Consider the following 14,390-nt stretch of genomic DNA (forward strand, 5'->3'; position numbering starts at 1 on the left):
TAACTAACAATTAATTCGATCTATGAATGAATACTCCGTAATGGATCTGTTTCGTCAAGAGATTCAAGCTCAGGTGACAATCTTTCGGGAAACTCTTGAGATACTAAGAACGCAGCCCTTTTCCATGACAGAACTCGAACAAGCAACTCAAGCAGCTCATTCAGTATGGGGAACTGCTCGACTTGTAGAGTTGGAGGTTGCTTCTGACTTGGCGCAAGTTATGAAGCAGTGTTTTATGGCTGCTCAAGATAAAACTGTAACGCTTGGTGAAGAGCAGATCGAGCTTTTACTTCATGCTAGCGATTTACTTTTGAGTATGAGCAAAGCAGCAGATGGAGATTTCAAGCAATGGCTCTCAGATTATTCTTGGGATTTAGCCACGACTCAAAAGGCAATTTCAATCTTACCGACTGTAAATGTACTACAATTAGAGGACATTCATGCTGTAAATGTACTGAAAATTGAAATAAAGACAGCACAATTAGATACAACGGATTCTGTAAATGCATTGCCTAGCGAGACTCCCGTACCGCCATCAGATGCAACTCATTCTGTAACGACCCTAACAGGCGATGATGATGGTTCAATGATGGATCTGTTTCGTTTGGAAGCAGAAGCGCAAATTACTGTCATGAATGAAGGGCTGTTAGCCCTAGAAAGCAATCCTCACTCAGCACAAGTATTGGAAACATTAATGCGAGCCGCTCACTCAATTAAAGGGTCTGCTCGAATCGTTGCACTTGATGCGGTGGTTAACTTGGCTCATGTTATGGAAGATTGCTTTGTAGCAGCGCAAAATAAAACCATAACTTTAGATTCCGACCGAGTTGATGTACTGCTCCAAGCAGTAGATTTATTGCAAGGCATCAGCGAGGTGAGCAATGCAGATTTACATCAATGGCTGGCTAACAATGAAGCAGCTTTTGAACGGATGCGAGTCTCTGTAGAGACTATTTTAAATCCCAAAGCGGCACCTTTACTTATCCAAGAGAACACTTCTAACGCTCCCGTTCCTGTTTCATCTCTACTGGGAACTGAATTAAATCCCGATTCAGCGCTTGTTGTGGTGAACCAATCTCCACCACCTGCTCAAGTAATGGTTCAGGAGCGTTCGGAATTGACTGCTCCTTCTAGTTCTGCATCCGAACAGATTGCTGTTCAAGATAGAGTGGTGCGGGTCAGTGCTGAAAATTTGAACCGGATTATGGGTTTGGCGGGGGAGTCATTGATTGAAGCGAACTGGTTGCAACCTCATGCAGATTCTATGATGTCTCTCAAATGGCGTCTTGTCGAACTTTCTAGAACTTTAGAACATTTGCAAGATGCTCTTGACAGAGGAGCATATCAACAAGATGGGAAGGAATACTTGGAGGAGGCGCGACAACGGGAGCAAGAATGTCTTGATTTTTTGAGCGATCGCCTCAACGAATTGGAGCTTTATGCTCAACGAACTGCTAATCTCTCGGATCGTCTTTATCGGGAAGTTATTACTTCCCACATGCGCCCCTTTGCTGATGGCGTACAGAGTTTTCCACGCATGATTCGCGACTTAGCACGCAAGCTGAACAAGCAGGTAAATTTAGAAATTGTTGGTAAAGCAACATCGGTGGATCGCGACATTCTTAAAAAACTGGAAGCACCTCTGACTCACATTCTCAGGAATGCTGTGGATCACGGAATTGAACTTCCAGAGGAACGTGCTGCTACAGGAAAACCAAGTGCAGGTACAATCCGTTTGGAAGCTTTCCATCGAGGAGGTATGTTAGCAATTACTATTGCTGACGATGGTCAAGGTATAGATCCAGAGCAGTTGCGCCAGAAAGTTATTAATAAAAACCTGACAACGGCTGAGATAGCAACTCAACTCTCAATTAGCGAACTGATGGAGTTCCTGTTTTTACCAGGATTTTCCACAGCAAAACAGGTGACTGAAATTTCCGGGCGTGGTGTTGGGTTAGATATTGCCAAGAGTATGGCGCAAGAAGTCGGTGGAACGGTGCGTGCTGTTTCTCAAAAAGGATTGGGAACAAGTTTCCACTTTCAATTACCTTTGACACTCTCTGTTGTTCGCACGCTACTAGTTGAAATTTCTGGAAGACCTTATGCCATTCCCTTAGCTAGAATTGGTCACATTATCACAGTGGAACGTTCAGATGTTTCTGATGTCGAGAATAAACAATATTTCACGATGAATCAGAAAAATATTGGTTTGATTGCTGCTCATCAGATTCTAGAACTCAGCGAACCCTCACCCACGTCCGGACCACTTTCGGTGGTTGTGGTTAGCGATCGCGATGATACCTATGGATTGGTCGTCGATAAATTTCTCGGCGAACACGATTTGGTTGTCAGACCTCTAGATCCCCGCTTGGGGAAAGTTCCCGATATCAGTGCAACATCCTTACTCAGCGATGGGTCACCAGTTCTGATTGTGGATGTCTCGGACATAGTGCGCTCGATGGATGCCATTCTGAATGCAGGACAACTGACCAAAGTTGGTGTTGTCACAGCAGAAGAAATGGCAAACAAGCGTAAGAAAATTTTAGTCGTTGATGATTCTATTACGGTAAGAGAAATGGAGCGCAAGTTGTTGGAGAACCGGGGTTATCAAGTGGATGTTGCTGTTAATGGTATGGAAGGATGGAGCGCTGTTCGCACCAACCATTACGACTTGGTCATCAGCGATATTGATATGCCACGAATGAATGGAATTGAACTCGTTCGGCAAATCAAGAATCATCCCCGCCTGCACTCTCTACCTACCATCGTTATGTCCTACCGAGACCGGGAGGAAGACCGCCTTCAAGGCTTAGAAGCAGGTGCAAATTACTACTTGACAAAAAGTAGTTTTCATGATGATACGCTGATAAATGCTGTTGTCGATTTAATAGGTCGTTAATATTATGAGAATTGCCATCGTTAACGACTTAGCCATTGCTGTAGCGGCGCTCCAAAGAGTCTTGTTAAAAGTTCCCGATTATCAAGTTATCTGGGTTGCTCGTGATGGAGCCGAAGCAGTTGCCAAATGCAAACAAGATACACCAGATCTAATCTTAATGGATCTGGTGATGCCTGTGATGGATGGGGTAGAAGCAACTCGTCAGATCGTGCAAAACTTTTCTTGTGCGGTTCTGATTGTGACGGTGAGTGCAGAGCAAAATGTTGCCAAAGTCTACGAAGCAATGGGTTATGGCGCACTTGATGCTGTTGATACTCCAGTCTTAGGTCAAGAAAGCGCTCAGACAGCAAACCAGTTATTAACGAAAATTTCCAGAATCCGCAAACTGCTGAAAGTCTCTCCCACAAATACAAAGCCATCTGTTCGATCTCCTCAGTTAGAGCGGCGTAACAATCTCGTGTCTGGAACCTCTTTAATTGCTATTGGTTCTTCAACAGGCGGACCGAAAGCACTCGCCTCGATTTTGTCAAAGTTACCCGCCAATTTTCCTGCAGCGATCGCCATTGTTCAGCACGTTGATGCCGATTTTTCAGCAGGATTTGTGGAGTGGTTAAACCAACAAACAGCATTGCCGGTGAGATTAGCCATTGCAGGCGATCGTTTGCAAGCGGGGACAGTTCTCGTTGCTGGTACAAACGACCACCTGTATTTAAAGCCGGACTTAACCCTCAGTTACATCAAAGAACCGATAAATTATCCTTACCGTCCATCTGTTGATGTCTTTTTCAAAAGTCTCGCCCAACACTGGACGCGTCAGGGAATTGCTGTGCTGTTAACGGGAATGGGAAGAGACGGTGCTCTTGGCTTAAGTGCCTTGAAAACTCAAGGTTGGCATACTATTGCCCAAGACAAAGCAAGTTGTGTGGTGTATGGAATGCCCAAAGCGGCGGTTGAGTTAGATGCAGCTGTAGAAATTTTATCCCCTGATGCCATCGGCTCTGCACTCACTTCTAGCCCTTATTTAAAATCCAAAATCTAAAACCTCCAATCTCCCCATCTCTCAATCCCCCAATGGACGAGCAAATCACTGTATTACTTATTGACGACCAATCCATCATCGGTGAAGCCATTTCTCGAATGCTCGCTCCCGAAAAGGATATTGTGTTTCATTACTGTAGCGATCCGACCCAAGCAATTAAAGTCGCCAAAGATTCCCAACCAACTGTTATTCTGCAAGATTTGGTTATGCCACAAATGCAAGGGCTGCTGTTGGTAAAATTTCTGCGTTCCAAAGATGCACCCACTTGCAATATTCCTCTCATTGTGCTGTCTAGTAAAGAAGAACCTGTTATCAAAGCCAAAGCATTTGAACTTGGGGCAAATGATTATTTAGTCAAACTACCCGATCGCATGGAGTTAATTGCTCGCATTCGCTATCACTCAAAAGCTTACATTAACTTTCTCAAGCGATTGGAAGCGGAAGCCCTCTTCAAAGCTGAAATTCTCCGTCAAGCAGCATATATAGAGCAGGTTGATAAGGTAACATCTGCAGCGAGTGATGTAGAACGAGATGCTTTTCAACCAGAGGCTCTTGCAGAAGTTACCAAACGCAGCGATGAACTCGGACAGCTAGCAAGAGTCTTTACCAACATGGTGAAAACCGTCAAAACACGGGAAAAAGAGCTAACAAGTGCCAACGCTCAGTTAGAGTCTTTGTTAAAAGCTTACGGGCGGTTTGTACCTCACGAATATTTGCGGTTTTTACGCAAACAAACGATTACGGATGTGCAACTGGGCGACCACGTCAGCAAAATAATGGCGGTTATGTTCAGCGACATTCGCTCCTTCACAACCATTTCTGAGACTATGACACCCCAGGACAATTTTAATTTTGTCAATGCTTATTGCAAGCGTGTCAGCCCTGAAATTCGCTCTCACTACGGTCTTATTGTTAAATTTTTAGGTGATGGGATGATGGCTGTGTTTCCTGAAGGGGCTGATGATGCGGTGGCATCTGGAGTTGCCAAACTCAAACGGGTTCAAGAATATAATAAAGAACGTGCGGTGAAAGGTTATTTTCCCCTCCATATAGGCATAGGGATTCATGTCGGGCATGTGATGTTAGGTATGGTGGGTGAAGAAAACCGGATGCAGGGGGATGCTTTGTCCGACACTGTTAACCTGACAGCTCGCTTGGAAGGGCTGACGAAATTTTATGGTGTGTCAATGCTGATCTCCGAGCAAGTGCTGCGTCATCTTAGTAGCCCAGAAAAGTATCAGATTCGGTTTTTGGATCGGGTAATTGTCAAGGGACGGACGGAAGCGATCGCCGTTTATGAAGTCCTCGATGCAGAAATTGAAGAAGTTCAAATCCGAAAACTGCAAACACAATCAGAGTTTGAGCGAGGTTTGGAATCCTACAAGAACGGTGAGTTAGAACTAGCAAAAACGTATTTTGAAAAAGTACTTGCTATCCATCCTTTAGATAAGACAGCGATGCTTTATTTAGAACGGGTGCAAACATTGCAGGAAAGAGGAGTTCCTAACAACTGGAATGGCGTGTGGACATTTACTGAGAAATGAAAACCAAGATAATACTTACCTGAGTGCGATCGCTCAATGTATCCCGTTTAAAAATTGTTGAAATTTACTGTAAGCGTCTGCCCTCCCACCATCACTTCATCACCCGGTACTAATTTCCGTCTTCGCCTGGTTTCAACTGAACCATTGACTTTGACATCGCCTCCCTGAATCATCAGTTTTGCTTGCCCACCAGTCGGAGTGACACCCATCAACTTCAAAAACTTGTCTAATTCAATTGTACTGTTGCTTGTGTCCATAAGCCGTGGGAGAAGTAATATCCAAGCATTTTTACCGGGACAGAAGTTTTAGGGGCAGGGCTCGAACCTGCGTCCAGTCGGTCCAGAGCCAACCGCTCTACCACTGAGCTACCCTGTTGTCTATTCTACTTTATTGCTCCGATCCTGCAATCTTTCATGATGTTTTTGTAACGTACTGCGATGTATCTCATCTCCTATTGGGATATCGCGCTTAATTGTTTTGCCAGAGAAGAACCCTGAATTACGCAAGACTTCAGCCAACATGGGATTAGCGACCGAAACTCCATGCACCAGTTCCGGTGTTGCTTTAAATGCAACTGGTTTGCCAGAAGGACGTGGGACAGTCCATCCCTTCTTTACTGGATCGACATTATGTTTTCGACAAGTTGATTCAACCAGATTGAGGTTGCACGATTGCTGACCAGATAGAATTTCCCAAGGTAGCGGGAGTTCATTCCAAATGAATGTGTCGGGATCGAGTCCGGAACCGACACTGTAGTGCCATGCAACAACATCGGCTGCCATAAGGCTCAGCACTTTACCGAAACAGATGGTTTGAAGAATCTCTTCTGCCCCCATTGCATAAAGTAGTGCCATCCAGTTATCCCTGGCTGTGTTCCAAGCACTTGCTGTATTATTCCAAGTGCTAGAATCATTGCCGCGACGGACAACCATAGTGGAACGGTTGATGTTAGAGCGCTCCCATACATCTAGGAGTAATCTGGCAATCTCCTCAAGAATTCCATACCATCGCCCCAACAGTTCTCCTTTTTGGGCATCGCTCAGATAAGCCAGAACCTCTTGTGTAGGATAGACATGAGCGATCGCCCACCAGTTTGTATTTGCACTGTTTCGGCAACGCTTGAAAAGCACATCAGCAATCTCATCGTATGGACGCTGCTGACCATAAATTGTAAACTCACTCCGCAAGTTGCAGCGGGCAGTGTAGTAGGCAATGAAACATGCAGTGTCGCGATCGGTCGAAAAGTCTCCCCATGGCAGGCTATGAGCCAGTCCAGACTTTCCAACTTTTGTAAACATGAGCTTCTTCAACTCGTAAATCAGCTTATGCAGCTTAGCTTCCATTCGAGCCAGGTGACGAAAAAGTTTGTTGTAGCGCCGCTTTGAGATATCCATCCCGCACTCATGCCGTTCGTTACGATTTAAGCGATCTGCTTTGAAATCATTGCTACCAAAAGACTTATGAATCTCCTGGCTGATATGACGAATAAACTGTTCAACAGCATCGGGATGGTCACAGGCTTCAGTGTCTAATGGATAGGCAGTTGTAAATAACTCCATCGCTTTGTTCACCTGACGTTGCAAACCAATAGGCTTAGCAAAATCTTGCAACATTGAGGTATAGCCGAAGAAGTGTTGCCGCAGAGAACCTTTAGCTGCCTTTTGTAAAGAGGACTGCTCGGCTTGGTTTAATTGATTCTGTAGTAACTCAAGAATGTTATCAGCAACATCTTCTGGGCGTCTGCGCTGATTGAGGGAACGATAAAGCCATTGCATTCGAGCGTCATTTGTTATATTCACTTCGTTTACCAGCCCAACAGACGAAGCCTAGCCTACCATTATAACATTATTGCCACTTCAGCGATTTACCAGACTCGTTTCGACCTCAGAAAAAATCAGGCTAAGCAGTCACTGGGTGCGAGCATCGGTCATTTGCGCTTATAGAACCCATCCTTTACAAAGCTTGCTGGAAGTGCGAGCTTGCGTTGCGATCGATGATAGCCTTTGCAGCCGCATCGCATGAGCACAACATACAAATTAGCTTTTCTTATGAATACTATTTATATTGATAAGTCAAGCACTCTTGATATTTTGTAACAATATCGTTATATTTATTTACATAAGTTAATAAATAAGGAAACGAGCTATGTACACCACTGTTAACGAAGATGGCATCCTCAACAACTATCCAACCGAAACAAAAATGCAGTTTGCTGAATACCCTGCAATTTGGGAACAGCGTCAATATCTTATCCAAGGCGTGTTTGCTACATTACTTGTCGCTACTCTCGTTCTGGTTGCTTTTACTGCTAGTTAAGACGAGTAGATTTGCTTCAAACTTCAATCGACAATTGGTTTTCATGTTCTCCCTAGCGATCGAGGCTGGGGTTTTTCCATTGAAAGAGCGTTATCTCAAAGTAACTGCAAGTGTAAGTGCAATATGGCTGTACTCATAGCAGGCAGTTGGCTTATCTCACTGTGGATAGAGGTGACATACTAAAATAAACCAGATTTGACACTCCTCAATTTCACTCAACAATTCAATTAGGCTTTCAAGCATACTATGAATAGAAAGCAATATTAAAGCTTTTCAATCACAACTAATTTAATCACAAATTCGGAGAAAAAAGATGAAAGACAATCAACACGAACAATTGTTTCAGGAACTTGGCAATGAGGTGGCTGCTATCTGTACTGGAGGTGCAGCATATTTATACAAGGATGATGGATATAGAGGGGGGATGCTAACATTTACTGAAGGTACTGACGACCTTCATTGGTATGGTTTCAACGACGAAACCTCATCTATTCAGATTACAGGGACTACTCCTTGGATATTTTATGAAGACACATACAACAGAGGTAAAGCTGTAGTACTCAACCCTGGTTCCTATAACAAATACCAATTAGCACAAATGGGAATCAAAAATGACTCGATTAGTTCTCTCATTCGAGCCGATCTCGATCCGACCCGAATACTCGTTTAGTTCTAAGAGGCGGATAATTCCTCCCAGAGTTCCTCTGTTGTAAGATTTGGGGTACTAGTAGTATCAGAACAGAAAACCAGGTTAAGCTTAAAAGTCTTATTGCATAAAGATTTTATTGAGAGTTGTAGTAGCTCAATGCATGAAATCGCATTCGTCACCTCTTAACGAAAAAATCAAGGGTTTCAGCGCATGAAACGTAAATGTAGTATTTATGTAGTACTAATACCTGGTTTTCTGTTCCAATGATACTTGTACCCCCATTCTCATGCGTCGAGGGCGGTAGATTATAAGAATGTTTTTGAGGTGCAAAACCAATTGGGGCATAACAAAACAGATGCCACGAAACTATACGTCCGCACGAAAAAAGACGCGGGCACTGGTACGGTGTTACCGAGGTTCCGATCTAACAAAAACAAAAAAACACTCCTCGCCAATAATTTAGGGGTCACGCCGACAAGGGTGACCGTCGCTTCCTAGTTGTTGTAAGTTGACATAAACATTACTAATTATTCTAATTTTCCGAAATCATTCGATTAGGCATGGTAGTTATTATGAGAATAAACGACTATAAATAACTTCTATAACTAGCTACGGGGACATACCCAACTTTAAAGCCCAGTCGCAATTGACCGGGCTTTTGGCATAGAAAAGTAGTTGTATAATCCCAAGTAAAGAAGCTAAGAAAGATGAATGCGAATCCTTATCTTCAAGCTGTGGTGGAAGCCCCATACTACGAGGATAAACCATTATTTCCGTGGGCTATTGCGGACTACAAGTCGTTCGAGTTTATTCGATTGTCTGGCAAGATGACGGACCGGGAGGTCGGTTTGGTCTTCGCTCAACTAATCCAGTACAACGATTTAGAATGCGAGGGGAACGCGAACAATGTGTTACACCGAGTCATTCAAGCTACAAGTTTGGTTTTACCAAAAAACTGGGTTTAAAGCCCCGTCCTTCAAGGACGGCTTTACATTATTTTATCTAGCAATATAGCAGATAAAATATGTTATAATCAGGACATGATAGTAAGAGAAGCCAAGCTAAAAAACGGAACCAAAGAGCAATACTTAGCCCTTGATGAGGCTATCAGAACAACGCAGTTTATTAGAAATAAAGCTGTACGGTTTTGGATGGACAATAAAGGAGTTAGTAAAGCTATTTTGTACAACTTATGCAAAGATTTGGCAGCAGAGTTTCCTTTCGCAAAGAAGTTAAACTCTGCTGCTAGACAAGCTAGTGCTGAACGGGCTTGGGCTGCTATCTCTACGTTTTATTCACGATGCAAAAAAGGTTCGGGGAAGAAAGGCTATCCAAAATTCAAAAAACATTGCCGCTCGGTAGAGTACAAAGTTTCGGGATGGAAGTTATCAAGTGATTGTAAATCAATCACCTTCACTGACGGCTTTGAGGCTGGAACTTTTTCTATATTTTGCAACAATGAAACTCAAGAAGACTTGCACAGATTAAAGATTAATCGGGTGCGAGTAATTAGAAAAGCAGACGGTTATTATGCTCAGTTTTGCTTTGATGCTGACCGCAAGGAAACAGGAAAATATACGGGTAACGTTGTTGGGTTAGATTTGGGGTTAAAGTTTTTCACCAAAGATCAACACGATAATGCCGTGATATATCCACAATTCTTGCGTTCGTCAGAAAAGCGATTAAAGAAAGCCCAACGCCGTCTGAGTAAGAAATTCGTCAAGGGTGCTAAACCCCAATCAAAAAACTATCACAGACAAAGGAAAAGACTGGGTAAAATCCATCTAAAAATTCAGAGGCAGCGTCAAGACTGGGCAATTAAGCAAGCTCGGTGCGTAGTCCACTCTAACGATGTGGTTGTCTATGAAGATTTAAAGATTGCCAATATGGTAAAAAATCATCAATTGGCTAAGTCCATTTCTGATGCTGGTTGGTATCAATTCACTCAATGGCTAGACTATTATGGCAAGATTTGGGACAAAGCAGTTGTGGCGGTGTCACCTAACTACACATCACAAGATTGTTCTAATTGCGGTCATAGAGTGAAAAAATCTCTCAGTACCAGAACGCATTCCTGTCCTAAGTGCAAAATTGAACTATGCCGAGATACCAATGCGGCTCTGAACATTTTGCAAAAAGGAATGAAGATACTCGGTACTGAGTGGCAACTAAACGGTACTTCTGGGCAAGAAGAATCCGCCTCTTGCGAGGGAAAGCATGGGGAGAAGACCGCCTCTACTATTGAAGGGAAACTCGATATAGCAAGTGGACTTCTGTGAACCATGAACTAGAATCACCGTGGCTTCAGCCCGGTGAGTATGTCAACGGGAGGTCTCCAGGTTAGGACTGCTACCGATAAAGTAATTAACCCAAGTTGCTGTTGTGGACTAGAAACGTGGCGAGACTGGTTGAGGTTTGTGAAGAAAGGTCAATCGCCTTGGCTTGGACACGATCCAAGTCCGTGGGTCGAAAAGGTAGGAGGTTTGGTTCGCGTGTGGTCAGATAAGGGAGCGAAGGCATTTCACATAGACTTTGAGCAATCCAAGTTTGAAGCGGAACTAAGCAAGGTGCAGCAAGACTTGAATGCACTCTTAGAACGGAGCGAGGACTGGGCTAGTAGAGAGGGGTGTTCAGAACCCAGCAAGTTATCCGGCAAGTTCGACGAATGTTTCAATATTTCACGTTGGCAGCGATAGCGAACGAGCAGGTGATAACCTCTTAACTGTACCTTCGCTCCGTACCAAAAGGTTGCATCCGTCCGCCAGGGCTTCTAAATCTTCCCGGCTGGGTCTGACAGCTGTATCTATGACCACGTGTTCAAAGTTGCGGCTGTGTATACTCGCTTGCAATAAATCCACCACTTTAATGGGTTAAGGTTAGATTGCTTGTATGTTGGTTCTTGCTGAGTCATCACTTACATCTTAATGATACTGCACTTTTGGGGATGGCGAAAGTGTTATGCACCATGAAGGGCGGATAGCAAACATTGGCTTCATAATATTATGTAGTATTTCATGGAGAAAAAGACCATGCAAAGTAGAAAATTACGCTCTAATGTGGGTAAAGATGGAATCTTGCATCTTGATATCCCGATTGGTGTAACAGACAAAGAAATAGAAGTTATGGTGATTTATCAGCCAGTAGAACTATCAACACAGGCAGAAACACCAGAAGAGTTGGGATGGCCTGTTGGTTTTTTTGAGCAGACGGCAGGTTCGTTACAGGATGACCCAATAGTAAGATATCCTCAAGGCGAATATGAACAACGGGAGTCACTCTAAGTGATTTATCTGTTAGATACGAATGCTTGCATTGTTTATCTAAATCGCCCTATGTCTGGTGTACGGCAAAGATTACAATCGGTATCACCACAGGATGTGGCAGTGTGTTCAGTTGTGAAAGCTGAACTATTTTATGGTGCGATGAGAAGTAACAATCCCGTACTTACACTTGCTAAACAAGAAGCTTTTTTAAATAATTTTGTCTCCTTGCCTTTTGATGATTTAGCCGCAACAATCTTCAGTAGAATTCGTGCGGAACTGACCAGCTTGGGGACTCCCATTGGTCCGTATGATTTGCAAATTGCTGCTATTGCCTTAGGGCATCAATTAACCCTGGTAACACATAATACTCGAGAGTTTGTCCGAGTGAAAGGGTTACAGATTGAAGATTGGGAAGAAGAGAGTCAATAGCAGTTACCCGCGAGTGACAGTATTTTTTGGCGTGAGTTGCTACGACATTTCCAGTCTAGGGTTTTGGGATAGCAATACCAGTGTCTGTGGCTATCGCCACTTCTAGACGTTGAGCCGAGATCCGACCAAAAACCGACAAGATGGGCTAAAAAGTCTTATCCTGTCTGGGTTGAAAAATTTGCTACATTGAATTCAAAAAGCTGTTATTTACAACGCAAAATCAAGCCTTTTGAGGCCATATTGCAGGAAATTACAAACATCTCGGCTCGATACCGAGTGGGTTCGTTCCGCATGGAGCAAAAGTGCCAGCTTGGGAGTGCTCGAGGCTGGGGTTTTTCCATCGATAGATTCCTGACAAGCGATCGCCTTTGGCGCAAGCTGTACCCAGCTTATCGCGTGGAGCACAAGCTGAAAGAGCGCTCATCGCCAATCCATGCCGAAAGCCCAATTGTGAGAGTGCATAAACAGACTTGGCTGAAACCTATAGAATATTAAAATCGTAAGAGCACCACTTTTTTACCTGATGCTCCACATATATTTTTCGCCATGCCTGTTGAGGAAATTAATATTTATTAAATTACCCCTAACAAAAAACTTTTACTATGAGAAAACTGTCTCTGATTCTCTCCTTAGCTATCCTAGCTTTTGACAGTGTAGTTGTTAACAGCCAAGAAACCTCCTCACCCAATACTTACACTCAATCTGTCACTCGTGAAGTTTTAGCTGATGGCTATCCGACTCAAGATAAAAAGCAAATTCTTGAGCTTGTACGCTATACAATTGCGCCCAGAACAAAACTCCCTACTCATACTCATCCAGGAATGCAGATTGAACGAGTAGAGGCGGGAACTTTAACTTATACTGTAGTTCAAGGAGAAGCTAGAGTAACGAAAGCTAACGGCACAAAATTGCTTCTTCAAAAAGGGAAAACGATACAGCTAACAGTAGGAGATTCTTTGGTTGAACCTGCCGGAATGGTTCATTATGGAGAAAATCAAACAAACAAATCAGTGATTCTGTTGTCTGCTTCTCTATTTAATGCCAATCAACCAAAAGCTATTTTAAGCAATCCTGAAAACAGATGAATTTTAACTTATGTACTTCAAGGTGCTATCAAAGTTTATTTTCTCTGAAAATTCCGGCTGCATCAGCTAGAATCATTGATACAGGTCATCTCACAGAACCCTGGAGTTGGGCAAATGAAACACGCACGTCTAATTATGAATCCAGTGTCTGGAACTGATGAGCCTAATCCCCTGAAATTACCAGATATGCTGGCAGCACTAGAAGCAGAAGGTATTCGGGCGGATCTAGCATTTACCAAACCCGATGAATCTCCGGCGGTCATTGCCCAACGAGTTGTTGAAGAAGGTTACTATGATATGGTCATCGTAGGGGGCGGTGATGGTACGGTCAGCGAAGTCGCAAAAGGATTGCTTCATGCCCCAATTCCACTGGGAATTTTACCTATAGGTACTTATAATAATATTGCTCGAACCCTGAATTTACCAATGGATTTTCTCCAAGCCTGTCAAGTTTTGGGTCGGGGACAAATTAAGAGCATTGATGTTGGACAAGCTAATGACGAGCACTTCTTTTTAGAAGCCGCTGGGGTAGGGCTTGATGCAACTCTATTTCCGATTGGCGAAGAAATCAAGGGTGGAAGATGGGGACGAATGCTTCAAGCTTTTCGCTTAGCCATGGGTTATCAACCGCAAGCTATGAACATTGAGTTAGATCGTCCCATTGGTCAAGCCAGAACTCATCCAGCGCCAACCCCAAGATTTTTAAGACGAAAAATAGCAAGTCGCAACGAATTTCAAATTAAAGCTTTGTTAGTTGTAATTGCAAATACACCTTATTATGGTGCTGCATTTATGGTTGCACCAAATGCGATCGTAGATGATGGTTTGCTCACAGTCACAATTTACCGTCAATTTAGCAAGTGGGAATTGGTTCGTCATTTTTGGTCGATCAGTCGCGGACAGTATCACTACAACCCCAAAATTGAGACTTACCAAGTTGCATCGGTTCGTGTCTCCTCAAATTCCAAATTACCCGTTCATCTTGATGGGCATCAAATTGGTGAAGTTCCGGTAAGGTTGAAAGTACTCAAGCAAGCATTGAAAGTCTTTCTTCCAGATGATGACACGCCAACCTATCAATCTGAAGATGATGCCAATCCACCTGTTGCGCTTCCAGTGGAGTCACAAAAACAAGTGGATGAGTAGATTTTAGATTTCTTCTAGAA

The 14,390-nt window shown here is 43.4% G+C and carries 15 protein-coding genes; 12 read left to right on the forward strand and 3 right to left on the reverse strand.

Going from position 1 to position 14,390, the window contains the following annotated elements; all coding sequences use genetic code 11:
- The first annotated feature begins 22 nt into the window (after positions 1-22).
- Genes HC643_RS39665 through HC643_RS39675 form a run of 3 tightly spaced genes read left to right on the forward strand, consistent with a single transcriptional unit; the run spans position 23 to position 5,482 of the window.
- A complete protein-coding gene (locus HC643_RS39665) occupies positions 23-2,899 on the forward strand; it encodes a hybrid sensor histidine kinase/response regulator (RefSeq protein ID WP_038090227.1) in 2,877 nt (958 codons plus the stop codon).
- A 4-nt stretch (positions 2,900-2,903) separates the two neighbouring features.
- On the forward strand, positions 2,904-3,938 hold the full coding sequence (cheB, locus tag HC643_RS39670; RefSeq protein ID WP_038090226.1) for a chemotaxis response regulator protein-glutamate methylesterase: 1,035 nt from the start codon (positions 2,904-2,906) through the stop codon (positions 3,936-3,938).
- A gap of 32 nt (positions 3,939-3,970) precedes the next feature.
- Positions 3,971-5,482: a response regulator gene (locus HC643_RS39675; protein WP_038090221.1), complete on the forward strand. Its 1,512-nt coding sequence runs from the start codon at positions 3,971-3,973 to the stop codon at positions 5,480-5,482.
- 47 nt (positions 5,483-5,529) lie between these two features.
- Here the strand turns inward: HC643_RS39675 and HC643_RS39680 are convergent, their stop codons facing one another.
- The gene (locus HC643_RS39680) at positions 5,530-5,739 is read right to left on the reverse strand and encodes an RNA-binding S4 domain-containing protein (RefSeq protein ID WP_038090214.1); all 210 of its coding nucleotides are present in this window, start codon (positions 5,737-5,739) and stop codon (positions 5,530-5,532) included.
- A gap of 120 nt (positions 5,740-5,859) precedes the next feature.
- Positions 5,860-7,281: a hypothetical protein gene (locus HC643_RS39685; RefSeq protein ID WP_202048755.1), complete on the reverse strand. Its 1,422-nt coding sequence runs from the start codon at positions 7,279-7,281 to the stop codon at positions 5,860-5,862.
- A 346-nt stretch (positions 7,282-7,627) separates the two neighbouring features.
- Between HC643_RS39685 and psb34 the strand changes: the two genes are divergently transcribed.
- The 7 genes from psb34 (at position 7,628) to vapC (ending at position 12,139) form a co-directional block, all read left to right on the forward strand.
- Positions 7,628-7,798 (forward strand): photosystem II assembly protein Psb34, encoded by a 171-nt coding sequence (psb34, locus tag HC643_RS39690; RefSeq protein WP_038090212.1) that lies wholly within the window; start codon positions 7,628-7,630, stop codon positions 7,796-7,798.
- A 313-nt stretch (positions 7,799-8,111) separates the two neighbouring features.
- Positions 8,112-8,468, forward strand: a complete 357-nt coding sequence (locus HC643_RS39695) for a beta/gamma crystallin-related protein (RefSeq protein ID WP_038090211.1) — start codon at positions 8,112-8,114, stop codon at positions 8,466-8,468.
- Between the two features lie 754 nt (positions 8,469-9,222).
- A complete protein-coding gene (locus HC643_RS39705; protein ID WP_167844884.1) occupies positions 9,223-9,453 on the forward strand; it encodes a hypothetical protein in 231 nt (76 codons plus the stop codon).
- Between the two features lie 34 nt (positions 9,454-9,487).
- Positions 9,488-10,726, forward strand: a complete 1,239-nt coding sequence (locus tag HC643_RS39710; protein ID WP_050045131.1) for an RNA-guided endonuclease InsQ/TnpB family protein — start codon at positions 9,488-9,490, stop codon at positions 10,724-10,726.
- A gap of 39 nt (positions 10,727-10,765) precedes the next feature.
- Complete coding sequence (locus HC643_RS39715; protein ID WP_050046207.1) at positions 10,766-11,143, forward strand: hypothetical protein; 378 nt, start codon at positions 10,766-10,768, stop codon at positions 11,141-11,143.
- 333 nt (positions 11,144-11,476) lie between these two features.
- Positions 11,477-11,728 carry a hypothetical protein gene (locus HC643_RS39720; RefSeq protein WP_038090165.1) on the forward strand — a complete coding sequence of 84 codons (252 nt, stop codon included), beginning with the start codon at positions 11,477-11,479 and terminating at the stop codon, positions 11,726-11,728.
- Entirely contained in the window at positions 11,729-12,139 is a 411-nt protein-coding gene (vapC, locus tag HC643_RS39725; protein ID WP_038090137.1) for a type II toxin-antitoxin system tRNA(fMet)-specific endonuclease VapC, read from the forward strand.
- A 250-nt stretch (positions 12,140-12,389) separates the two neighbouring features.
- Here the strand turns inward: vapC and HC643_RS39730 are convergent, their stop codons facing one another.
- The gene (locus HC643_RS39730) at positions 12,390-12,563 is read right to left on the reverse strand and encodes a hypothetical protein (protein WP_153021510.1); all 174 of its coding nucleotides are present in this window, start codon (positions 12,561-12,563) and stop codon (positions 12,390-12,392) included.
- A gap of 178 nt (positions 12,564-12,741) precedes the next feature.
- On the opposite strand from HC643_RS39730, the gene HC643_RS39735 reads away from it, so the two are divergent.
- Together HC643_RS39735 and HC643_RS39740 are read left to right on the forward strand one after the other, a co-directional pair.
- A complete protein-coding gene (locus HC643_RS39735) occupies positions 12,742-13,224 on the forward strand; it encodes a cupin domain-containing protein (RefSeq protein ID WP_038090131.1) in 483 nt (160 codons plus the stop codon).
- A 114-nt stretch (positions 13,225-13,338) separates the two neighbouring features.
- On the forward strand, positions 13,339-14,370 hold the full coding sequence (locus tag HC643_RS39740; RefSeq protein WP_237266108.1) for a diacylglycerol/lipid kinase family protein: 1,032 nt from the start codon (positions 13,339-13,341) through the stop codon (positions 14,368-14,370).
- Positions 14,371-14,390 lie beyond the last annotated feature (20 nt).

The organism is Tolypothrix bouteillei VB521301 (assembly GCF_000760695.4).
In the GTDB taxonomy this organism is placed as follows: domain Bacteria; phylum Cyanobacteriota; class Cyanobacteriia; order Cyanobacteriales; family Nostocaceae; genus Scytonema; species Scytonema bouteillei_A.